Consider the following 22260-nt stretch of genomic DNA (forward strand, 5'->3'; position numbering starts at 1 on the left):
ACGCTTTAATAGCGACCTCTTGATGAGGCCGGGTAGCTCAGTCGGTAGAGCAGCGGATTGAAAATCCGCGTGTCGGCAGTTCGATTCTGCCCCCGGCCACCAAGATCAAGATTTTTCGTTTCATTGCATTTCCTTTTAGTTTTATCTCCTTTTCTTGATTTTTCATTGTCGAACTTGCGATTGCTTGTAATCACGACAATCATTTAGTTCGTAACCGAGTTGAAGTTATTTAACTCGGTTTTTTCTTTTGGGCATCCCAGATTTACATTAAATTACTTTTCAATCCACAGGGCGAGTGTCGATTGACTATAGTCAACTCAAGAATCTGCTACACTATGCGCGCTTGAGTAGGGTTTGAGCAGAATTTTTTGCAATGGGACGCTGTACCCACACAGCACACTACCCAAGTTGGCTTTTTAAAAGGCTCCATTGACCGGATTGCCTAAAAAAATTACCCATACTAACTGAGAGGGCCATTCACACTATGCGATTTCGTTTTCCTGTCGTCATCATTGACGAAGATTTCCGCTCTGAAAATACTTCGGGTTTAGGTATCCGAGCTTTAGCCAAAGCCATCGAAGAAACTGGCATGGAAGTGTTAGGGGTAACGAGTTATGGTGACTTGTCTACTTTTGCACAACAACAAAGTCGAGCCTCTGCTTTTATTCTTGCGATTGATGATGAGGAATTTGCAGCGGTTGCAGAAACTGATGAAAACGGAAATAGTGAACCTTTGGCTTTAAGAGCTTTACGTGCCTTCGTCGAAGAGATTCGTTGGCGTAATGCAGAAATTCCAATTTTTTTACACGGTGAAACTCGTACTGCACGACATATTCCGAATGATATTTTGCGTGAATTGAATGGCTTCATTCATATGTTTGAAGATACACCTGAATTCGTCGCTCGCTATATTATTCGTGAGGCGAAGTCCTATTTAGATAGCCTAGCTCCTCCTTTTTTCCGCGCACTCACGCATTATGCAGCAGATGGCTCTTATTCTTGGCACTGCCCAGGGCATTCGGGTGGGGTAGCCTTCTTAAAATCTCCAGTCGGACAGATGTTCCACCAGTTTTTTGGTGAGAATATGTTGCGTGCGGATGTGTGTAACTCGGTCGATGAATTAGGTCAGTTACTAGATCACACTGGGCCAGTCGCCGCTTCGGAACGGAATGCAGCACGAATTTTCAATGTTGATCATTTATTCTTTGTGACTAATGGCACTTCGACTTCGAATAAAATGGTTTGGCATTCTTGTGTAGCGGACAATGATATTGTAGTGGTTGACCGTAATTGCCATAAATCGATTCTGCATTCAATTACTATGACAGGTGCGATTCCAGTATTTCTAACGCCTACCCGCAATCACTTCGGTATTATTGGTCCGATTCCACATAAATCATTTGATCGGGATGCGATTGAAGCGAAGATTGCCGCCCATCCACTCGCTAGTAAATTAGGCACCAATCCACGCATTTTGACCATTACCCAAAGTACTTATGACGGTGTGCTCTACAACACCGGCATGATTAAAGAGCGTTTGGATGGCTGGATTGATAATTTGTTATTTGATGAAGCGTGGTTGCCACATGCTTCTTTCCATGATTTCTATAAAGGTATGCATGCCATGTCACGCAATGGCGAGCGCACCCAAAAGTCGATGGTCTTTGCGACCCAATCCACCCACAAGTTGCTAGCAGGCTTATCTCAAGCCTCACAAATTCTTGTGCAGGATGCCAAAGAAACTAAGCTTGATCAGCATGTCTTTAATGAAGCTTATTTAATGCATAGTTCTACCAGCCCGCAATACGCGATTATTGCTAGTTGTGATGTGGCGGCTGCCATGATGGAAGCGCCTGGTGGTACGGCACTGGTGGAAGAGTCGATTTCTGAGTCTCTAAACTTCCGGCGTGCGATGCAGAAAGTTGATGCGGAGTACGGGGATGCGTGGTGGTTCAAAATTTGGGGGCCTGAAATTGTTGACGAAGAAGGTATCGGTTCACGCGATCCTTGGGTATTAAAAGCCAATGATCGTTGGCATGGTTTCGGCAATTTAGCCGATAACTTCAATATGCTTGATCCGATCAAAGCCACCATTATTACCCCCGGTTTGGATGTGGATGGTGCTTTTAGTGATGAGATCGGCATTCCGGCTGCGATTGTGACTAAGTATTTAGCTGAGCATGGCGTTATTGTTGAGAAGTGCGGCCTGTATAGCTTCTTTATTATGTTCACTATTGGTATTACTAAAGGTCGTTGGAATACTTTATTGACTGCTCTGCAGCAATTTAAAGACGATTTTGATAAAAACCAACCACTATGGCGTGTACTACCTGAGTTTATTGCGCGCAATCCGCGTTATGAAAAAATTGGTCTCCGTGATCTGTGCTTACAAATTCATGCCTTCTATGCGGAATACGATGTAGCCCGCTTAACCACTGAAATGTATCTGTCCGATATGGAGCCAGCCATGAAGCCCTCGGATGCTTTTGCGATGATGACGCATCGGAAGATTGACCGCGTGCCAGTGGATCAATTAGAAGGGCGGATTACGGCAAGTTTGGTCACACCTTATCCACCAGGCATTCCACTCTTAATTCCAGGCGAGCGTTTTAACAAAACTATCGTTGACTATCTGAAGTTTACGCGCGTCTTTAATGAAAAATTCCCAGGTTTTGAAGCCGATGTACATGGTTTAACTGTAGATACAGTGGAAGGTGTGAAACAGTATTATGTGGATTGCGTAAGACAATAAAATTTAAAGCTTGCGGCTAGTGGCAATAGCTAGCCGCTGATTTCGATTCACTATTAATAGTGTTTTTCTAACCACTCTTTTACCCACGGCTTATGCTCGCGAATTTCTTCCTTGCTTAAGCCTTTGAGTTCATGGGGGAATACTAACCATTCATCAGTTTCATGGACAAAATAATCAGGACGCAAGGTCGTCTTGTTTTTATTCGGCTTAAAGTAGGGTGTAGCAATACGAATATCGTGGGGTGTATTTAAACGTGCTTCACTGCGAATTTTATCTAAGGCGGCCTTAATGCTATTTCCAGAGTCAAATACATCATCGACGATTAATAAAGAGTCGGGTGCGTTGATATGTTTAATCAAATATTCCAAGCCATGCACTTTGACTTCGCGTGCGGTTTGATTTAGGCCAGTGTAGTAGGAAGTGCGAATGGCAATGTGGTCAGTAGAGACTCCAAAATATTCAAACAATTCCTGCACGACAATCCCGACTGGCGTACCCCCACGCCAAATCGCCACAATGAAGTCAGGGCGAAAGCCACTATCGTAAATTTTTTCCGCTAACTGAATGGAGCTGTCCATTAAGTCTTGGGGGGTCAAAAAGACTTTTTCAATTGATGCAGACACGATGGGATCCTTTCGCTGAACGCCTGAAACTGGAGTCAGGACGTTAGCATCATTTTTGAGATTTCTCTATGGCGTGGTAAGGGTTTTGTCATATCCGTTGTGCAAATGCGGCCAGACAGAGCCTTTCAACTGCATCCTGCTGCACTCACAGTTGGGCAAGCTCCTTTCATGAGGATTACTATATTTTCGCTGGTAAAGGGGCTAGCTCCCATGTATTTCTCACTATTGTCATTGGGTCCCCAACTAGTGGTTCCAATCACAATATTCGGCTTGCCTGCTGAACCCACATTAGTTCCTTGTAATTTAGCAACTTCCCCAAAATTCACGATCCAAGGTCCACCACTAGAACCGGCTGTTTGGCGTGAGCCAATAATAGTATTATTTGAAGCTTCACCCATTATCTCTCCTCCTGAATCGGTACGTTGCATCAATTCACCACCATCGTGAGAAGATGGATAACCTAATTGAGTCACTTGGGTTTTGCCATCAACAAAGCCATAACCATTCCAAGCATAACCAAACCAACCTGTGTAGTTACCAGCATATTTACCACTTTGTGGTGCTACTTTGATAACCGCAATGTCATTAGGGCAAACAACTCCAGGTTGAGCGCACTTTGCAGTCCCATTCAGATAAGAGTTCATCACATAAACATTGGTGGCACTCCACACACCGTAAGGTGCTTGACCTTGGAAATAAGCCGGTACGTATTGGAAGTTGCTATAACCGGCATTAGTACCAAACTCAGCCACACAATGTGCTGCGGTCACCACAACACCGGGTTTGATCAAGGCTGCGGAACACATGCCCGTATCTGTACCCACTTTAAAGAATAAGCGCCCTGCACGCCGGAAGTAATCCACTTTTGAAAGCTGTAACCCCCCCATATCGACACGCGAGGTGGTAAATGGCAAACCTGCTTTACCAAAGGCTCGGCTAGTAACAGCAGTGGTTTTATTCATTAGCTTTTGACTTGCTTCGGTAGTTATTAATTGTACTGGCAAGGTTTGTCCATTACCTGCTCCACCTTCCACTACCCCCGCTTTAGCATTCAGGCGTGAAGGATTAACGGATAAATCTATACTGCTTAGGCCACTGACTGTTGGTTGCACTGAACGTGCATGTGCATAATCAAGCGTTTCAAGGCTACGCACTTGAGCTTGAGGTAATTCAACTACAAAATCAGTTTGTGCAAGCACAGTTGAACTAGCCAAGGCCAAGACGGCCAGGCTCATGACAGGCAGAAAAATCTTAGCCATCTATCAACACTCCAGTTAGATAAAGGATAAACATCGCAAGCTTTGGGGTTAACTTACTATAAAGCTTAGACTGCGCTAATTCACAAAGTTTTTCTAGTTAGAATAATTTCTTAAGCTAGCGCTGATAAAGATAAATCGGAAAACCTTATCATAATATCTTTTTTCTCTGCACAGTAAGGTTGGACAGTATCGTTTGATTAATTCACAATGCAGCGTCTTTTTAGAGTCTAGCTAGCGGCTAATTCTCCAGATTCTTTCTGTATATGCTTAAGAGGTCCTGTCATGAGCAAGTCTGAAGCCTTATTCCAACAAGCCCAAAAAACAATTCCAGGCGGGGTGAATTCACCCGTGCGAGCCTTTCGGGGAGTGGGTGGTACACCACGGTTTATTGCACGCGCGGAAGGGGCTTATTTATTTGATGTCGACGGGCAACGTTATATTGATTATATCGGTTCATGGGGGCCAATGATTGCTGGGCATGCACACCCTGAGGTAGTGGAAGCTGTGCGTGAGGCAGCGTTGTTAGGCTTAAGTTACGGCGCACCGACTGAGCAAGAAGTGCAGATGGCAGAAAAGATCAATGAAATCATGCCTTCGATGGAAATGTTGCGTATGGTCAGTTCGGGCACAGAAGCAACCATGTCAGCGATTCGTTTAGCACGTGGTTTTACTGGGCGGAATTTCATTGTGAAATTTGAGGGGGGGTATCATGGACATGGTGATTCTTTATTAGTGAAAGCTGGTTCGGGTTTATTAACCTTTGGTCAACCAAGTTCTCCCGGTGTACCGGCTGAACTTGCACAATACACCTTAACCCTAAACTTTAATGACAGTGCTCAAGTCCGAGAAGTGTTCGCTACACGTGGACAAGATATTGCCTGCATTATTGTGGAGCCAGTGTGCGGAAATATGAATTGTATTCCACCCGTACCAGGCTTTTTGGAAACTTTGCGTGAAGTTTGCAATGAACACGGCACAGTATTAATTTTTGATGAGGTGATGACGGGCTTTAGGGTAGCTAAGGGTGGTGCTCAGGAGTTATACGGAATTAAACCTGATCTGACTACTTTGGGTAAAATTATTGGGGGGGGCATGCCGGTGGGGGCGTTTGGTGGGCGACGCGATATTATGTCGAAATTATCGCCTTTAGGTGCAGTTTATCAAGCAGGCACGCTATCAGGTAATCCGATTGCAATGGCGGCTGGCTTGAAAATGATGGAAATTATTAGTCGTCAGGATTTTTATCCTCAGTTGAACTCTAAGACGACTCAATTGGTCTCAGGTATACAGGCAGCTGCGGAGGCAGCCAATATTCCTTTTACTACTACTCAGGTAAGTGGAATGTTTGGTTTATTTTTCACAAATGAACCCCAAGTAACCAGTTATCAACAAGCAACTGCCTGTGATGTGCCGACATTTAATCGTTTCTTTCACGGCATGTTAGAACGTGGCGTTTACCTTGCACCTTCTGCTTTTGAGGCGGGCTTCATGTCAATCGCGCATTCAGCGGAGGATATTAAGACAACTATCGCTGCTGCCCGCGAGGTATTCACGCTGCTTAAATAAAGCAGATGGTGTCAATTCGAGGTTTTTGTGATTGGTATAGGCAATTATTACTATAGTCAGCTACCAAGACTCTGCGGTTTATTACTGATTTTAGGTTTTTTCTGGCAGCCTGTAAGTGTGCAGGCTATTGATCGCTCGTCAAGTTTGTATGCTGAAGTTCAACAGTCGATTTATCAAGTTAGAATTATCAACCGTAAAACCGGCCATAAACGCACGATTGGCTCAGGATTTGTTATTGAGCGTCCTAACTTACTCGTCACTAATTATCATGTAGTCAGTGCTTATACTAATGATCCTGAAAATTATTCGATTGAATATTTAGCTACGAATGGTGCAACGGGTAATCTAGAACTGATTGATGTTGATGTATTGCATGATTTAGCAGTACTGGTTGCGGATAAAAATTTAGGTAAACCTCTCAAAACGGACGCTCTGCCTGAAAAAGGAGCAACCTTATATGCTTTCGGTAATCCACTCGGTTTAGGTTTTTCAGTCGTTACTGGCACGAATAATGGCTTACTAACCGAGAGTGAGGATAAAAATATTCTATTTTCAGGCAACTTAAACTCTGGCATGAGTGGTGGCCCCGCTTTAAATGAGCAAGGTGCAGTAGTCGGCGTGAATGTGGCAACAGCAGGCAATGCAGTGAGTTTTTTAGTGGCTAGTGAATATCTAAATGCGGTGCTAGCCCAACTTAGATTGAATGATTTTAAACCACGCGCCAATTTACATGAGTCGATTGTGCAGCAGCTAAAATTCAGTACCACTGATATGCTTCAGCGCTTGCGTACTAACTCTTGGAAATTGGTTTCAGTTGGTGGATTTAAGGTTCCTAGCCGCTTAGATAAAACCATTAGCTGTTGGGATGGTAGTGAAAATAATGAGGATCATGGCTTAGTCAATGTCATTTCGGTGAATTGTTCGAATGAGCGCGAGATCTATTTAGATGAAAAGCTCAGTGTCGGCAATATGCAATATCAATACACTTGGTATGATAGCGATAAAATGATTCCTCCACGGTTTTATCATATGTATGAAGCACAAAATAGCGATGAAACCGATAATAATGCTACTAAAGAAAATGTAACTGATTTTAAGTGTGCAACTAATTTTGTGGCGATTACCAAACAAAATTTTAAAATGACTATTTGTCGCCGTGATTATGTTCGCTATAAAGGTTTAAGTGATATTTTAGTAACAGGTGCGATGGTTAGCCAAAAGCAAAAGGGATTTTTATTTGAGCTTTTTATCACGGGTGCTGATTTTAAAGAATCTATGCGTTTAGTCAGACAGTTCTTTGAGAATTTCCAATGGCAGATTTAAAGGAGTTTTTGCTTGAAATTCAATTATACCCACTCAGTCAATATCATCGGCTGACGAAATTTCCAGTTAGAATTGGCAGGGCTTTGGATAATGATGTTATTCTTTCCGATCCTACAATTGCACCTTATCATTTAGAAATAGATCAAGGCGAACTAGGCCTTTTTTTCTTTCGTAATCTATCAAAGGAAAATGGTAGTCGTTTAAATGGTAAAGCCTTTAAAGAGGCTAGTTTAGCACTCACACAACCAGTCAGCTTACGGCTAGGTAACCGTCGATTGCGCTTACTGACTAGCAATATGCAAGTAACACAGACTGGTGCGAGTAATTGCCGTGGAGGATCGAGAGTTTTTTGTCAACCTGCTTATGCTTTAGGCTTAGCTGGCATCACTATTTTAGCCTTTGTTTATGAGGCGTACTTGCAAAGTATTTTTACAAAAGAGCTAGTTTACTATTTAAGCAGTGTAATGCCTTATATTTTGGGGATGATTGCCTTAGCTCTGTTAATTGCAGGAATTAGTCGCTTAGCTAATCAACGTTGGGAGTTTTTTCCAGCTTTAGGTTTAGCCGCTTTATGTATGTTAGTGCCTCATTTGCTGGGTGAGTTAGGGCATGCTTTAAGTTATCTATTTACTGCCAATTGGCCCTTAGATGGCTTATTGCTATTAAGTAATTTTTTAATTATTCCACTGTTATTCTATAGCTATATTCGGATAGTGCACTATACAGAGCGTTGGACAGCTTGGGGGATTGCCTTATTATTTAGTGCTCCTTTATTGGTGTATCAGGCGATGGATTTGACTGATGAATGGACAGTAGGGCATGAGTTTACGGGGCAGGCTGAGTTTAACCGTAGTCTCAGTGCATGGGACATGCGCTTAAAACCTACTTTAAGTGTCGACGAGTATTTCGCTGAAACAGAAAAAGAATTAGGAAGTTAAATCCTTAAATCACCATGCAGTAATTGTAAGATCGCTATTACGCTAGTGCTAGCGGTCTCTGCACGTAGAATCCGTTCCCCTAAAGTAATGCCCTGTATATGTGCCGCTAAGCAAGCACTTACTTCAAAATCAGTGAACCCCCCCTCTGGGCCAATGAGAACGGCTAATTTATTCGTTTTTACGGTCACTTGGCTTAAATCCTTACTGCTGCCAGGAGCTAGGATTAAATAATTAGCATTGTCCTTCAACTGGCTTAGGTATTGGTCTAAGGTTTGTGGTGCGTGGATTGTAGGAAGTTTTGTGCGTCCTGATTGTTCACAAGCACTAATCGCAACAGCTTGCCAGTGTTGGAGTTTTTTTTCTATTTTTTCCTTGTCAGTACGCACTACACTGCGTTGGGTAATTAAGGGCTGGAAGGCACTGATACCCAATTCGACAGCTTTTTGTAAGGCGAAATCCATTTTGTCAGGTTTAACTAAGGCTTGGACTAAAGTCAGCTCTAAAGAGGATTCACGTTCGGCTGGGTCAAAGCTCTGAAGCAATGCAGTTGCTGAGCGCTTATTAATCTCCGTGAGTTCGGCCAAAAATTCACCACCCTCACCATTAAATAGAATTAGTGATTCACCTACCTGTAAACGCAAAACTTGGATGGCGTGGCGAAAGACCTCTTCCGGTAAGCCAAGTGATTGCCTAATGGCTAAAGGGACAGGGCAATAAAAACGGGGAATACGCATCACTCTCAGGCTCAAATTTAACTGGTGCTGATCATACGCACTGCGGCAGTTGGACTCAAATGCTGGCTAAGGCTGGGAGTGCTGAAGTAGAGCTGGTATTCTTTTGTCTACCCAGTACCGTTTGGATGCGAAGATGAATTTAGAAAAAGTAGTGTTTGGTTTTTTTATTATGTTGGCCTTAACTTTGAATTTCGCCTTTTTTGTAGGCGATATGGCCAATCCGCTGTACCACAATACCTTTATCCTCTTCGCTGCTTTGATTGTTAGTATGATTACGACGGTGCTGAAGTTTGGGGATAGTACGCATATCGGTGCGATTTTTTTTGCTACTAGTTTAGTCGCCGATTTGCAGTTATTAGTAGCGGCGATTATCTGGGGTTGGGCAGCACATATCAGCCCTGAAGGAGTCACACCTGCTGCGATGGTTACGGTGGTATCCATTTCGGGGGGGGCATTGCTGGCTAATATTGTGTCAGTCGTTCTATTGGTTGCTGAAACTTTAAGTATTCGCCGCTAATGTCTCAACCCAATATTTATTATGTTTTGCTCAAGCGGCTGCGGGTGCCGCTGATTACGCTAATTCTGATTTATGCAGTGTCCATTGTTGGCTTTGTGCTGATTCCGGGACAAGATAATGAAGGCCATGTATGGATGATGTCCTATTTCCATGCCTTCTATTTCGTCAGCTATATGGCGTCTACGATTGGTTTTGGCGAAATTCCTTATGCTTTTACCGATGCGCAACGCATGTGGACGACAGTCACTATCTATGCCAGTGTGATTGGTTGGTTGTATAGCATCGGTTCGCTATTATCAGTGATGCAAGATCCAGCGATTGAGCGCTTGCGTCGTGAGTCTAAATTTCGTAACAAAGTCAAACTGCTCCGTGAACCTTTTTATCTGGTATGTGGCTATGGCGATACGGGTACTCGCTTGGTACATGCCTTGGGGCAAGAAGGGGTACGCACTGTTGTTCTAGATAAAGATGAAAATCGCATCAATGAATTGGAGATGCGAGACACTCTTGGTCGCCCTTTAGGGTTGACGGCAGATGCTGCTAAACCCGCTGTTTTGGGAGAGGCCGGCGTGCTAAATATCTATTGCAAGGGGGTGATTGCTCTGACCGACTCTGATCAGGCTAACTTATTGATTTCACTAAGTACTGAGTTGTTTAAACCGCATTTGCGTTTGATCGCACGTGCAGAAAGCCCAGAGTTTGTAAACTCCATTAGTTCGTTTGGTAATAATGAGGTCATCAGTCCTTTTGAGGTCTTTGCTGAGCGCTTAGAGATGCTGATGACTAAGCCAAGCCATTATTTGTTGAATGAGTGGCTGACAGGCATTCCCAATCAGCTTCTACATGATCCAGTTTTTCCTAAAAAGGGGGCTTGGGTATTGATTGGTTATGGGCGTTTTGGGCAGGCAGTCTATCGGCGTTTGCATGCAGCGGGTATTCCAGTGCAAGTGATTGATCCCAAACCAGGGGAAGATGCTTTACCTGAACAAAGCCTTATTGGTTTACAAGCGAATAGAAAGTCGCTGCAGTTAGCGAATATTGAGTCTGCGGTGGGCTTAATAGCGGCTACTAGTGATGATGCCACCAATCTTTCCGTGTTAATGACCGCGCGTGAACTGAATCCAAACTTATTTATGGTCGCTCGACAAAATCAACAGGACAATAATCTTATTTTTGAGCGTGCTCAGTTCCACTTAACGATGAATCGTGGTGATGTAGTAGCCCATCAAGTCTTCACTTTATTGAGAACACCACTGACTCGAGATTTTCTCCGTTTAGCCCAGCATGAGACTAAAACTTGGGTTGATCAGCTGCTAAGTCGAATTATTAGTATTACAGAAGATAAATTACCTTATTTATGGGAAACCAAGATTACTCCGCGTTATGCACCTGCTTTGTATAGCGCCTGTGCGGCTGGTGCTAAGGTATCCCTTAAGTATGTGATTGCATGCATTGAACAGCGCGAGCACACTCTACCGATCATTCCACTGCTATTGAAGCGTGTTGATACTTTTTTATTAGTGCCGGATGGAGAAACTTTACTGCAAGCGGGTGATCGTATCCTCATGTGTGCGCCTTACCACGCCTATGAGCAAATGCAATGGGCAACACAAAATCAAAAAGTATTGCACTATTTACTAACAGGTGAGGAATGGGTGAGTAGTATTCTATTAAGGCGATTGTTGCCCAATAGCTGATATTGAAGGGATTTTAATAAGAAGTAGGAAGCATCTGCATGTTTAAGTCTTTTTTCCCGAACCCCAAATTGTTTTTTTGGAGCTTTGCGCTGTGGTCGCTAGTTTGCGTACTCACTTGGTTTTTCTTTGGTGAGACCTTAGGCCAGCATTTAAGTTTCGGTGGTCTATTTGGTTATGATTATGTCTTAGCAGCACCGCCTGCTGAGGGCACTACCGCTACTGAACCAGCAGTCAATCCGGGGGCTGACTTCTGGTTTTATCAATATATGTTTTATTGCTACGCGCTCTTTGTCGGCGTGTGGATGTACATTTCGCCGCATAAATGGGCGCGTTGGTCAGTGTTAGGTACTGCTCTAATCATCTTTGTAACTTGGTTCCAAGTACATTTGGATGTGATGATTAATGATTGGTTCGGCGGTTTTTATGACTCTATCCAACAAGCCCTAGGCAAACCGAATAGTATTACAGCTGAAGATTATTATGGGCAGCTCCTAACCTTTGGGAAAATTGCTTTAGTAGCAGTAACCTTATCCGTGTTTACCCGCTTTTTTGTTAGTCATTGGATTTTCCGTTGGCGTACCGCTATGAATGATTATTATACCGGCATGTGGTCACGGGTACGGCATATTGAGGGTGCTTCTCAGCGTGTGCAAGAAGATACGATGCGCTTTTCAAGTATTATGGAAAGCTTAGGAGTGAGTTTGGTTGACTCGGTGATGACTTTGATCGCTTTCCTACCAATTTTATGGGCTTTGTCTGTACATGTGAAGGCTTTACCCGTAGTTGGTGAAATTGCGCATGCTCTCGTGTGGGTGGCTCTTATTTGGTCGATTTTCGGAACTGGCTTGCTGGCTTTGGTGGGGATACGCTTACCTGGTTTAGAGTTTAAAAACCAACGTGTCGAAGCTGCCTATCGTAAAGAGTTAGTCTACGGTGAAGATAATTCAAATCGTGCTAGTCCACCCGTCATTAAAGATTTATTTAGCGATGTACGTAAAAACTATTTCCGTCTTTACTTCAACTATTTGTATTTTAATGTAGCACGTTATAGTTATTTACAAGTTGGCGTGTTAGTACCTTATATCGCACTTGGCCCAACCATTATTGCTGGAGGCTTTACCCTAGGCGTAATGCAACAAATCTTGCGTGCGTTTGGCCGGGTACAGGAGTCTTTCCAATATTTGGTAAACTCATGGACAACAATTGTTGAACTACTATCGATCTACAAACGTTTAAAAGCCTTCGAACTAGCGATTGCTAATCAGCCACTACCTAGTATCGAGCAAGTTTCAGAGCAGAAGTTGCCAGACTCAAATCAAATCACTTCTTAAGCGTTGGAATTTATCTTAAGTTCTTGCCCACAAATTTGGGCAAGAGCTGCAAAAAAGTATCAGCCTTCCCCAGTCTTGTAGCTGCTAAATGTGCGGTACTGAGCTAATTTAAGACTCAAGTGTTTGGTTTCTTGTCACAGGATGTAAGGACAAGAAAAATAAATTTGTAAAGTACCCAACTGGATAATTTTGCAGACTGCATACATATATTTCTTATGGGGTAGTCTTTTGGTCATTCCTTCTATATAGTTCTGCTGCAGTACACAAAACCAGAAATAAGGTGAGTGTTAAGCAATAATTAAGCAGCGCAAGGCTGGGAAGTTGTCAGGAGTCAGCAATGTTGCAAGCCTATTTGCCAGTATTTATATTTCTTGCGGTCGGTATTGGCCTTGCCGTCGTACTTCTGTCCTTAGGTTTATTAGTGGGGCCACGTCGTCCTGATCCAGCAAAGGATTCTCCATTTGAATGCGGTTTCGAAGCTTTTGAAGATGCTCGTATCCGTTTCGATATTCGCTATTACTTAGTTGCGATCCTATTTATCATCTTTGACTTGGAAATTGCCTATCTCTTCTCTTGGGCTATAGTACTAGATAAAATAGGTACTGCGGGTCTGATAGCCATGTGTGTCTTCCTTGGAATTCTAGGGATTGGCTTCATCTACGAGTGGAAAAAGGGGGCAATGGAGTGGGAATAGAAGGTATCCTTGATAAAGGCTTTGTAACCACAACCGCTGATAAACTCATCAACTGGGCGCGTACTGGCTCTATGTGGCCTGTAACTTTTGGTTTGGCTTGCTGTGCAGTAGAAATGATGCAAGCGGGTGGTGATCGGTATGATCTTGATCGTTTTGGGATTATTTTCCGTCCAAGCCCTCGGCAATCCGATGTAATGATTGTTGCAGGTACGCTTACTAATAAAATGGCTCCCGCTTTACGTAAAGTGTATGACCAAATGGCTGAACCACGTTGGGTCATTTCTATGGGATCTTGTGCGAACGGTGGTGGTTATTATCACGATTCGTATGCAGTCATGCGCGGTTGTGATCGAGTAGTGCCGGTTGATATTTATGTTCCCGGTTGTCCACCTACTGCTGAAGCTTTGATTTACGGTATTTTGCAATTGCAGAATAAAATCCGGCGCACTAGCACGATTGCACGGCAGCTATCATGAGTTCAAAAATCGAAGAGCTACAAGCTTATCTAAATACACATCTTGAAGGGAAGTTTACTTCCAGCGTTTTAGCGTTGGGTGAATTGACCTTAGAAATTCCGGTACGTAGCTGGTTAGATGTATGCAATTTCTTGCGCCATGATGAGCAGACTCAATTTGAGCAATTGTCTGATTTATGTGGGGTAGACTATATTGCTTATGGCAAGGCTGAGTGGGATACCCATGCTAGTTCCACTGGCTTTAGTCGTGCGGTGCAAGCAGCTAGTGTTGACCCTTTCGATTTTGACCAAGCCAAGCTTAAAGACGAGCCTAGTGAGGTCGAAGCTGGGAAACGTTTTGCCGTCGTTCTGCATCTCTTATCAATTAAACGTAACCTGCGGATTCGCTTGCGTACTTTCTGCGAAGATAATGCCTATCCTGTGGTGCCTTCAGTAGTGCGTATTTGGAACTCCGCTAATTGGTATGAGCGTGAAGCCTTTGATTTGTTTGGGATTATGTTCAATTATCATCCTGACTTACGCCGTATTTTGACGGATTATGGTTTTATCGGTCATCCCTTACGTAAAGATTTTCCTTTGGCTGGTCAAGTTGAAATGCGTTATGACCCACTGCAAAAGCGTGTTATTTATCAGCCAGTATCTATAGTGACTCAACCAACAGTTCCACGGGTTATTCGCCAAGATCAGCCTTCTATTGCTTCGCAGGAGCGCGATAACTGATGCCAGAGATTCGTAACTTTACACTGAACTTCGGTCCAGCTCACCCAGCTGCGCATGGTGTGTTGCGTCTGGTCTTAGAGATGGATGGTGAGATGATTGTGCGGGCTGATCCTCACATTGGCTTATTGCATCGTGGGACTGAAAAGCTCGTTGAAAGTAAGCCTTATAATCAAAGCATTGGTTACATGGATCGCTTAGATTATGTATCCATGATGTGTAATGAGCATGGTTATGTACTGGCGATTGAAAAGCTTTTAGGCATCGAAGTGCCGATTCGTGCGCAGTATATTCGCACGATGTTTGATGAGATTACGCGTATTCTCAATCACTTACTCTGGATTGCAGGTCACAGCCTCGACGTCGGTGCGATGACGATGTTCCTGTATGCTTTCCGTGAGCGTGAAGATTTAATGGATGCCTATGAGGCAGTATCCGGTGCACGTTTACACGCTACTTATTATCGTCCTGGTGGTGTCAATCGGGATTTGCCTGATAGTATGCCACAGTACGAAAAAACGCGCTGGCGCGATGAGGCTGAGGTTAAACGCCAAAACGCCAACCGCCAAGGTAGTTTGTTGGACTTCCTGGAAGATTTTACCAATCGCTTTCCAAGTAAGGTGGATGAGTATGAAACCTTGCTCACCGATAATCGAATTTGGAAACAGCGTTTAGTCGGTGTAGGCGTAGTTTCTCCTGAACGGGCTTTGCAAATGGGCTTTACTGGTCCAATGTTGCGTGGCTCTGGAGTTGAATGGGATTTGCGTAAAAAGCAACCCTATGCAGCCTATTCGCAAGTTGACTTTGATATTCCGGTTGGTACCAATGGTGATTCCTATGATCGCTATCTGGTACGGATTGAGGAGTTTCGTCAATCAAATCGCATTATTAAGCAATGTATTGATTGGCTACGTCATCACCCAGGGCCAGTGCGTTCAGATAATCACAAAGTGACTCCTCCTAAACGTGCAGATATGAAGCATGATATGGAGGCGCTCATTCATCATTTTAAGCTCATGACTGAAGGCTATTGTTTGCCAGCAGGTGAAGCTTATGCAGCGATTGAGCATCCTAAGGGGGAGTTTGCTTGTTACTTAGTTTCAGATGGTGCGAATAAGCCCTATCGCTTAAAAATTCGTGCCCCCGGTTTTGCGCATTTGTCCGGGATGAATGAAATGGCGCGTGGACATATGTTGTCGGATGTTGTGGCGATTATTGGTTCCCAAGATATCGTCTTCGGGGAGGTAGACCGTTAATGACGGTTGCAGATACTTCAGATAAAGCTACCGTTTTATCTGCTCATGAACGGGCTGAAATTGATAGCTGGTTAGCGCGTTATCCAGCTGAGCAACGTCAATCAGCATTGTTAGGCGCACTGCGTGCAGTGATGCACGAAGATCATTATTTATCCGTGCCAAAAATGGATGCGGTGGCTGCTTATTTAGGTTTGCCGCCGATTGCTGTCTATGAAGTAGCGAGTTTCTATTCAATTTTTGAGACGGATGAGCGTGCTGCTGCTCGCCATAGTATTTCTGTGTGTACCAATATCTCCTGCATGTTGAATGGGGCGGATGATATTCTGTCTCATATCGAAAAAAAGCTGGGTGTGCGCTTAGGTGAGTCTACACCTGATCGCAAATTTTATCTCAAACGTGAGGAGGAGTGCTTAGCCGCTTGCTGTGGTGCTCCGATGATGCAAGTAGATCACGTTTATTACACGGAGCTGACCCCTGAAAAGGTGGATAGCATCCTTGATGGATTGGAGTAAGCATGGCCAATCAAGTTTGTTTTAATACCCGTCAGTTTGGCGACCAATCGCATACTTATGAAAACTATTTGAAGATTGGTGGTTATGAGGCTTGGAAAAAGATTCTTGCTAACCAAACACCTCAAACGGAAGTGATTGATGAGCTAAAAAAATCCGGTTTGCGTGGGCGCGGTGGGGCAGGTTTCCCAACCGGTATGAAGTGGAGTTTTATGCCACGCAACATGCCTGGGCAAAAGTATTTAGTCTGTAATGGGGATGAGTCTGAGCCAGGGACTTGTAAAGATCGGGATATTTTGCGTTTCAATCCGCATGCTTTAGTAGAAGGGATGGCGATCGGTGCTTACTGCATTGGTGCAACCGTTGCCTATAACTATATGCGTGGCGAGTTTATGGATGAGCCTTTCCTGCGTTTTGAGCAGGCGGTGCGTGAAGCTTATACAGCCGGTTTACTGGGTAAAAATATTCTTGGCAGTGGGATTGATGTTGATATCTATGGCTCTTTAGGCGCAGGTGCTTATATTTGTGGTGAAGAAACGGCTTTACTGGAATCCTTAGAAGGGAAAAAAGGTCAGCCACGCTTTAAGCCACCGTTCCCAGCTAGTTTTGGTTTATATGGTCGCCCTACCACGATTAATAATGTTGAAACCCTCTCTTCTGTGCCAACGATTCTGCGCAATGGCGGTGACTGGTTTGCAAGTTTAGGGGTGAAAAACGCAGGTGGTGAAAAGCTATTTTCAGTTTCAGGCCATGTGAATAACCCAGGTAATTTTGAGATTGGATTGGGTACACCTTTCCGTGAGTTATTAGAAATGGCGGGTGGTGTTCGTCAGGGGCACAAGCTAAAGGCAGTCATTCCGGGTGGTTCTTCTGTGCCCGTTGTGCCTGCAGAGACTATGTTAGAGCTGAATATGGACTATGACTCGATCTCTAAAGGTGGATCGATGCTAGGCTCAGGCGCTGTGATCGTGATGGACGAAACCACGGATATGGTGAAGGTGCTGCAACGCTTATCACGTTTTTATCATTTTGAGTCTTGTGGCCAGTGTACACCGTGTCGTGAAGGTACAGGCTGGTTGTATCGGATGCTCACGCGCATTATCGAAGGCAAAGGCACCATGGCGGATATTGAGCGTCTTGAAGTGGTATCACATAAGATTGAAGGGCGCACCATTTGTGCTTTAGGTGATGCGGCTGCCATGCCAGTTTGGAGTTTTATTAAGCATTTCCGCCCTGAGTTTGAACACTATGTGCAATACGGCCGTAGTATGGTGGATGCTCCTGCAATGAAGGGGGCAGCATGAGTGATGAATTAGTCAGCTTTGAAGTCAATGGGCAAACGCTGCAAGCACGTCCTGGCAGTATGTTGATCGCTGCCACTGATGCTGCTGGCATTACGGTTCCTCGTTTCTGTTATCACAAAAAGCTGTCCGTCGCAGCTAACTGTCGGATGTGCTTAGTTGAAGTTGAAAAAGCACCTAAGCCGATGCCAGCTTGTGCCACACCTATCATGGCAGGTATGAAAGTTTGGACCAATTCCCCCAAGGCGCGTGCTGCACAGAAAGATGTGATGGAGTTTTTACTCATTAATCATCCTCTAGATTGCCCGATTTGCGATCAAGGTGGTGAGTGTGAGCTACAAGATTTGTCCGTTGGTTTTGGCAATAGTTCGTCTGAGTATGTCGAAATCAAACGGGTGGTGCGTGATAAAGATATTGGTCCGCTAATCGAAACGGCGATGACACGCTGTATTCATTGCACCCGTTGTGTGCGCTTTGGTGAGGAAATTGCGGGGCTGCGTGAGTTAGGCGCCACCGGGCGTAGTCAATATACCGAAATCGGCACTTATGTCGCTAAAGCGGTGACCTCTGAACTATCAGGTAACGTGATCGATGTTTGCCCAGTGGGCGCTTTAACGGCTAAACCTTCACGTTACACAGCACGTCCTTGGGAAATGCGGTCGTATGACAGCATTGCTCCACACGATTGCGTAGGCTCAAATATTCATGTGCATACAGCGCGTGGCAAAGTGGTGCGGGTTGTCCCACGGGAAAATGAAGCGATTAACGAATGCTGGATTTCAGATCGGGATCGCTTCAGCTACGAAGGCTTGCAAAGCCAAGACCGTTTATTAAAGCCACAGATTAAGCGTGATGGCCACTGGAAAGAAGTTAGCTGGCAAGAGGCTTTAGAGAGTGTTTCTGGCATTCTACGTAAACAATTAGCGTTTAACGTAACAGCTTTTGCAGGCTCAAGCTCCACTTTAGAGGAGTTTTTCCTTTTTCAAAAACTGCTGCGTGGTCTGAATATCAAGAATATTGATCATCGTTTACGTCAAGTGGACTTTAGTGATCAATCCTTTGTGCCAGTAGCCTCTGGTTTAGGGGTTAGCTTCACTGACTTAGAACAGCAGCAAGCAATTTTCCTGATTGGTGCGAACCCGCGCCATGATCAACCAATGCTGAACCATCGGATTCGGAAAGCCAGCTTGGCAGGGGCAAGGATTTTAGCTTTAACACCTCGTAAACTCGCTTTCAACTACGCTGCTGAGCAGATTGTGGCTGCGCCCTTAGCGATGGTGACCGAGCTTGCAGTCTTAGTTAAAGCTGCTTTAGAGGCTGCTAATCAAACTGTGCCCACTGCACTGGCTGATTTACTCGCTAATGTAGAAGTTAGCGACACTGCCCGCAGTCAAGTTGAGCTTTTCAAAGCTCCAAATTCTCTGATTCTGCTTGGGCAGATGGCTGTACAACATTCTGCTTTCTCTAGTTTACGTAGTCTAGCCAGCGTTTTAGCGCAAGTAACTGGGGCTAAACTCGGTTATTTACCGGAAGCGAATAGTCTTGCCGCTAACCTTGTCGGTGTGTTACCTCATCGTGGTTTAGCAGGCAAAGCTGTTGCAGAGCCAGGTTTGCATGTAAATGCGGCTCTAAGCGACAAAAATCTGACTACAGTCGTTCTAATGAATGCTGAGCTAGATGATTTTGCTAATCCTCAGCAAACACTCAAGGCTTTGCGTGCTGCTAAGCATGTGATTGTGTTTGCGCCATTCGCAGATACGCAAGCACGTGACTATGCGACCGTGCTGTTGCCAACTTCGACCTTTGTTGAAACCTCAGGCACGCTGATTAATGCGGAGGGTTTATGGCAGTCTTTCAAAGGTGTAGTCACACCTCCTGGCGAAGTGCGCCCACTGTGGAAGGTTTTACGGGTCTTAGGCAATGCTTTAAATTTGCCAGATTTCGATTATGTCGAAACTAGCGAAATTATTGCTGAGCTAAAGTTAGAGCTACAAGCGGTGCCATTAACGGCGATGGGGCAATTGCCCGATAGTTTAATGGTTACTAAGCAAGCTGCGAATACCATGCAGCGGATTGGCGATGTTCCGATCTATCGTACCGATGCTTTAGTACGTCGCGCTAAATCGTTGCAAGCTATGTTAGCTTCGCCAGCCGTGCGTATGCATAGTGCTGATATGGATCGCTTAGGCATTACGGTGGGTGATTTAGTGCGTTTAGGGCAGGGTGATAGCTATGTGCAATTACCAGCGGAAGCGGACGAGGCAGTGCCAGAGGGTTGCGTATGGGTGCAGTCAGCAACTGAGGCAGCGCGTGCTTTAGGGTCTGCGTTTGGTTCAATCATGGTCGATAAGGGTTAAGCGATGGAGTTTATTAGCTCACTATGGTATGCGATTCCCGAAGTTTTACGCACTGTGATTGTTATCCTGCTGCAAATTGTAGCAGTCGTTATTCCGTTGATTTTGACAGTGGCTTATACGACGTATGCTGAGCGTAAAGTTATTGGTTTTATGCAAGGACGAATGGGGCCAAACCGAGTAGGACCAAGGGGTTTATTACAACCCTTTGCTGATACGGTTAAGCTTCTGCTGAAAGAAGTCATTATTCCAACTAAATCAGATCGTTATTTATTTCTACTAGCACCCATTTTAGCTTTAGCACCCGCTTTTTCAGCTTGGGTGGTGATTCCATTCTCAGAAAATATGGTCTTAGCAGATATTAATGCAGGATTGCTATTTATTCTGGCACTGTCCTCGTTAGGTGTTTATGGGATTATTATTGCCGGTTGGGCTTCCAACTCAAAATACTCCATGCTGAGTGCTATGCGCATTGGTGCGCAAATGGTGTCGTATGAAATTGCGATGGGTTTTGCGTTAGGTGGGGTATTGATTGCCTCTAATAGTTTGAATTTAAATGACATTGTCCATGCACAATCCGGCAGTATTTTCTCGTGGTTTGCATGGCCGTTGTTTGGTTTGTTCATTGTTTATTTCATTTCCGGTGTAGCTGAAACCAACCGTGCGCCCTTCGATGTGGCTGAGGGTGAGTCTGAAATCGTTGCTGGTTTCCATGTGGAGTATTCTGGGATTGCCTTCGCGCTGTTCTTCTTAGCTGAATACGCGAATATGATCATGATTTCGGCTTTAACCTCGATCATGTTTTTAGGTGGTTGGCTTTCACCCTTCCAAGGTTTAGATTTCTTAATCAATATTCCGGTGATTGGTTTGTTCTTTGGGAATGGCATTCACTGGTTAGCTCTGAAAATCGCCTTTTTCTTATTACTTTATCTCTGGTTCCGTGCGACTTTCCCACGCTATCGCTATGACCAGATTATGCGTTTGGGCTGGAAAGTATTAATTCCGGTCACTTTTGTTTGGATTTTCTTTGAAATTATCGCTGTCGCCCTTGGCTGGCAGCCTTGGCTGTAAGGAGTCTGAAAATGGGTATTCCTTTGAAAGACAGCTTAAAACATTATTGGAAAACCTTCTCTTTAAATGAGTTATTGAAGGGGATGCGTGTGACGGGTAAATACTTACTCGACCGCAATAAAATCACCATTCAATACCCAGAAGAGAAGACACCTTTATCGCCCCGTTTCCGTGGACATCATGCTTTGCGCCGCTATCCAAATGGTGAAGAGCGTTGCATTGCCTGCAAATTATGTGAAGCGGTTTGCCCAGCATTAGCGATTAAAATCGAGCTAGAAGAACGGCCTGATGGAACTCGGCGCACTACGCGTTATGACATTGATATGTTTAAGTGCATTTATTGCGGTTTCTGCGAAGAAGCCTGCCCAGTCGATGCCATTGTAGAAACGAGTCTCTTCGAGTATCACTTTGAAAATCGTGGAGAGAACATTATCAACAAGCAAAAGCTGTTAGCGATCGGTGATAAATATGAACCTGAAATCGCTCGGATGAAAGCGGCAGATGCCCCTTACCGCTAACGGAGTGACGAGATAATGTTTGAGCAGATTTTGTTTTATTGGTTTACCGCTGTGTTGCTTCTCGCTGCGATTGGTGTGGTGGTAGTGCGTAATCCGGTGTATTCGGCCTTAAGTTTAATTTTAGCTTTCTTCACGATGACTGCTCTATGGTTGCTGATGGAAGCGGAGTTCTTAGCAATTGCTTTAATTCTGGTTTATGTCGGCGCGGTCATGGTGCTGTTCTTGTTTATTATTATGATGCTAGATTTGAAAATCGTTGAGCGCGAAGGCTTTATTCGCTATCTACCCATTGGTTTGGGGGTAGCGGGAATGGTGGCTCTAGAAATGATTATGGTCTTGCAACGTTCTAATTTTGACAGTGAACGTTATCTAGCCGCTGAGTCACCTGCTGATTTTAATAATGCTGAAGCACTTGGTGAGTTGCTCTACACACATTATTTATATCCTTTTGAAATTGCTGCTGTGGTGCTGTTAGTTGCAGTCATTGCAGCGATTCTTCTGACTTTACGTAAGCGCGTTGCGACTGATCAACCTGCGAAGACTCAAGATATTGAGCAGCAAGTGCGCGTTAAACGTGAAGATCGTGTGCGTTTAGTGAAGATGAAGAGTGAGTAATCATGAACAG

General features: G+C 44.3%; 20 protein-coding genes and 1 tRNA gene. 18 read left to right on the forward strand and 3 right to left on the reverse strand.

What is annotated here, in order from left to right:
* Positions 1-26 precede the first annotated feature (26 nt).
* Together Q0230_RS16285 and Q0230_RS16290 are read left to right on the forward strand one after the other, a co-directional pair.
* Positions 27-102 (forward strand) — tRNA-Phe (locus tag Q0230_RS16285).
* A gap of 382 nt (positions 103-484) precedes the next feature.
* Positions 485-2752, forward strand: coding sequence for an arginine/lysine/ornithine decarboxylase (locus tag Q0230_RS16290; protein ID WP_298611525.1), 2268 nt, complete (start codon positions 485-487; stop codon positions 2750-2752).
* 53 nt (positions 2753-2805) lie between these two features.
* Here Q0230_RS16290 and Q0230_RS16295 read toward each other — a convergent pair whose 3' ends face one another.
* Both Q0230_RS16295 and Q0230_RS16300 read right to left on the reverse strand, forming a co-directional pair.
* Positions 2806-3375, reverse strand: coding sequence for a phosphoribosyltransferase (locus Q0230_RS16295; protein ID WP_298611529.1), 570 nt, complete (start codon positions 3373-3375; stop codon positions 2806-2808).
* 125 nt (positions 3376-3500) lie between these two features.
* Positions 3501-4634 (reverse strand): trypsin-like serine protease, encoded by a 1134-nt coding sequence (locus Q0230_RS16300; protein ID WP_298611531.1) that lies wholly within the window; start codon positions 4632-4634, stop codon positions 3501-3503.
* Between the two features lie 282 nt (positions 4635-4916).
* Between Q0230_RS16300 and hemL the strand changes: the two genes are divergently transcribed.
* From hemL to Q0230_RS16315, 3 genes are all read left to right on the forward strand, one after another.
* A complete protein-coding gene (hemL, locus tag Q0230_RS16305; RefSeq protein ID WP_298611534.1) occupies positions 4917-6200 on the forward strand; it encodes a glutamate-1-semialdehyde 2,1-aminomutase in 1284 nt (427 codons plus the stop codon).
* 117 nt (positions 6201-6317) lie between these two features.
* Complete coding sequence (locus tag Q0230_RS16310; RefSeq protein ID WP_298611538.1) at positions 6318-7523, forward strand: serine protease; 1206 nt, start codon at positions 6318-6320, stop codon at positions 7521-7523.
* A complete protein-coding gene (locus Q0230_RS16315; RefSeq protein ID WP_298611542.1) occupies positions 7511-8461 on the forward strand; it encodes an FHA domain-containing protein in 951 nt (316 codons plus the stop codon). Before Q0230_RS16310 ends, Q0230_RS16315 begins: the two co-directional genes overlap by 13 nt.
* Here the strand turns inward: Q0230_RS16315 and Q0230_RS16320 are convergent.
* Positions 8458-9195 (reverse strand): 16S rRNA (uracil(1498)-N(3))-methyltransferase, encoded by a 738-nt coding sequence (locus Q0230_RS16320; protein WP_298611545.1) that lies wholly within the window; start codon positions 9193-9195, stop codon positions 8458-8460. The genes Q0230_RS16315 and Q0230_RS16320 overlap by 4 nt on opposite strands.
* 103 nt (positions 9196-9298) lie before the next feature.
* Between Q0230_RS16320 and Q0230_RS16325 the strand changes: the two genes are divergently transcribed.
* From Q0230_RS16325 to Q0230_RS16385, 13 genes are all read left to right on the forward strand, one after another.
* Positions 9299-9712 (forward strand): DUF6394 family protein, encoded by a 414-nt coding sequence (locus tag Q0230_RS16325; protein WP_298611548.1) that lies wholly within the window; start codon positions 9299-9301, stop codon positions 9710-9712.
* Positions 9712-11409 (forward strand): TrkA family potassium uptake protein, encoded by a 1698-nt coding sequence (locus Q0230_RS16330; protein ID WP_298611551.1) that lies wholly within the window; start codon positions 9712-9714, stop codon positions 11407-11409. Before Q0230_RS16325 ends, Q0230_RS16330 begins: the two co-directional genes overlap by 1 nt.
* A gap of 38 nt (positions 11410-11447) precedes the next feature.
* Positions 11448-12740, forward strand: a complete 1293-nt coding sequence (gene sbmA / locus Q0230_RS16335) for a peptide antibiotic transporter SbmA (RefSeq protein ID WP_298611554.1) — start codon at positions 11448-11450, stop codon at positions 12738-12740.
* Between the two features lie 337 nt (positions 12741-13077).
* Positions 13078-13434: an NADH-quinone oxidoreductase subunit A gene (ndhC, locus tag Q0230_RS16340; RefSeq protein ID WP_298611557.1), complete on the forward strand. Its 357-nt coding sequence runs from the start codon at positions 13078-13080 to the stop codon at positions 13432-13434.
* Positions 13425-13910, forward strand: a complete 486-nt coding sequence (locus Q0230_RS16345) for an NADH-quinone oxidoreductase subunit B family protein (RefSeq protein ID WP_298611560.1) — start codon at positions 13425-13427, stop codon at positions 13908-13910. The genes ndhC and Q0230_RS16345 overlap by 10 nt, the downstream gene beginning before the upstream one ends.
* Positions 13907-14629, forward strand: coding sequence for an NADH-quinone oxidoreductase subunit C (locus tag Q0230_RS16350; RefSeq protein ID WP_298611563.1), 723 nt, complete (start codon positions 13907-13909; stop codon positions 14627-14629). Before Q0230_RS16345 ends, Q0230_RS16350 begins: the two co-directional genes overlap by 4 nt.
* Positions 14629-15882 carry an NADH-quinone oxidoreductase subunit D gene (locus Q0230_RS16355; protein ID WP_298611567.1) on the forward strand — a complete coding sequence of 418 codons (1254 nt, stop codon included), beginning with the start codon at positions 14629-14631 and terminating at the stop codon, positions 15880-15882. Before Q0230_RS16350 ends, Q0230_RS16355 begins: the two co-directional genes overlap by 1 nt.
* On the forward strand, positions 15882-16394 hold the full coding sequence (gene nuoE / locus Q0230_RS16360) for an NADH-quinone oxidoreductase subunit NuoE (protein ID WP_298611570.1): 513 nt from the start codon (positions 15882-15884) through the stop codon (positions 16392-16394). Before Q0230_RS16355 ends, nuoE begins: the two co-directional genes overlap by 1 nt.
* 2 nt (positions 16395-16396) lie before the next feature.
* Positions 16397-17695 carry an NADH-quinone oxidoreductase subunit NuoF gene (gene nuoF / locus Q0230_RS16365; RefSeq protein ID WP_298611573.1) on the forward strand — a complete coding sequence of 433 codons (1299 nt, stop codon included), beginning with the start codon at positions 16397-16399 and terminating at the stop codon, positions 17693-17695.
* A complete protein-coding gene (nuoG, locus tag Q0230_RS16370) occupies positions 17692-20049 on the forward strand; it encodes an NADH-quinone oxidoreductase subunit NuoG (RefSeq protein WP_298611576.1) in 2358 nt (785 codons plus the stop codon). The genes nuoF and nuoG overlap by 4 nt, the downstream gene beginning before the upstream one ends.
* Before the next feature lie 3 nt (positions 20050-20052).
* On the forward strand, positions 20053-21117 hold the full coding sequence (gene nuoH / locus Q0230_RS16375; protein ID WP_298611578.1) for an NADH-quinone oxidoreductase subunit NuoH: 1065 nt from the start codon (positions 20053-20055) through the stop codon (positions 21115-21117).
* An 11-nt stretch (positions 21118-21128) separates the two neighbouring features.
* Positions 21129-21635 carry an NADH-quinone oxidoreductase subunit NuoI gene (gene nuoI, locus Q0230_RS16380; protein ID WP_298611581.1) on the forward strand — a complete coding sequence of 169 codons (507 nt, stop codon included), beginning with the start codon at positions 21129-21131 and terminating at the stop codon, positions 21633-21635.
* Positions 21636-21650: 15 nt separating this feature from the next.
* Entirely contained in the window at positions 21651-22250 is a 600-nt protein-coding gene (locus Q0230_RS16385; protein WP_298611584.1) for an NADH-quinone oxidoreductase subunit J, read from the forward strand.
* Positions 22251-22260 lie beyond the last annotated feature (10 nt).

Origin of the sequence: uncultured Thiothrix sp., from assembly GCF_937876535.1 — a bacterium.
Taxonomy (GTDB): domain Bacteria; phylum Pseudomonadota; class Gammaproteobacteria; order Thiotrichales; family Thiotrichaceae; genus Thiolinea.

Excerpts from the sequence above, each read along its gene's own strand:
- nuoI (WP_298611581.1), top strand. The coding sequence starts at position 21,129 with ATGGGTATTCCTTTGAAAGACAGCTTAAAACATTATTGGAAAACCTTC.
- ndhC (WP_298611557.1), top strand. The coding sequence starts at position 13,078 with ATGTTGCAAGCCTATTTGCCAGTATTTATATTTCTTGCGGTCGGTATT.
- Q0230_RS16355 (WP_298611567.1), top strand. The coding sequence starts at position 14,629 with ATGCCAGAGATTCGTAACTTTACACTGAACTTCGGTCCAGCTCACCCA.
- nuoG (WP_298611576.1), top strand. The coding sequence starts at position 17,692 with ATGAGTGATGAATTAGTCAGCTTTGAAGTCAATGGGCAAACGCTGCAA.
- Q0230_RS16385 (WP_298611584.1), top strand. The coding sequence starts at position 21,651 with ATGTTTGAGCAGATTTTGTTTTATTGGTTTACCGCTGTGTTGCTTCTC.
- hemL (WP_298611534.1), top strand. The coding sequence starts at position 4,917 with ATGAGCAAGTCTGAAGCCTTATTCCAACAAGCCCAAAAAACAATTCCA.
- Q0230_RS16315 (WP_298611542.1), top strand. The coding sequence starts at position 7,511 with ATGGCAGATTTAAAGGAGTTTTTGCTTGAAATTCAATTATACCCACTC.
- nuoE (WP_298611570.1), top strand. The coding sequence starts at position 15,882 with ATGACGGTTGCAGATACTTCAGATAAAGCTACCGTTTTATCTGCTCAT.
- Q0230_RS16290 (WP_298611525.1), top strand. The coding sequence starts at position 485 with ATGCGATTTCGTTTTCCTGTCGTCATCATTGACGAAGATTTCCGCTCT.
- sbmA (WP_298611554.1), top strand. The coding sequence starts at position 11,448 with ATGTTTAAGTCTTTTTTCCCGAACCCCAAATTGTTTTTTTGGAGCTTT.
- nuoF (WP_298611573.1), top strand. The coding sequence starts at position 16,397 with ATGGCCAATCAAGTTTGTTTTAATACCCGTCAGTTTGGCGACCAATCG.
- Q0230_RS16350 (WP_298611563.1), top strand. The coding sequence starts at position 13,907 with ATGAGTTCAAAAATCGAAGAGCTACAAGCTTATCTAAATACACATCTT.
- Q0230_RS16330 (WP_298611551.1), top strand. The coding sequence starts at position 9,712 with ATGTCTCAACCCAATATTTATTATGTTTTGCTCAAGCGGCTGCGGGTG.
- Q0230_RS16320 (WP_298611545.1), bottom strand. The coding sequence starts at position 9,195 with ATGCGTATTCCCCGTTTTTATTGCCCTGTCCCTTTAGCCATTAGGCAA.
- Q0230_RS16300 (WP_298611531.1), bottom strand. The coding sequence starts at position 4,634 with ATGGCTAAGATTTTTCTGCCTGTCATGAGCCTGGCCGTCTTGGCCTTG.
- nuoH (WP_298611578.1), top strand. The coding sequence starts at position 20,053 with ATGGAGTTTATTAGCTCACTATGGTATGCGATTCCCGAAGTTTTACGC.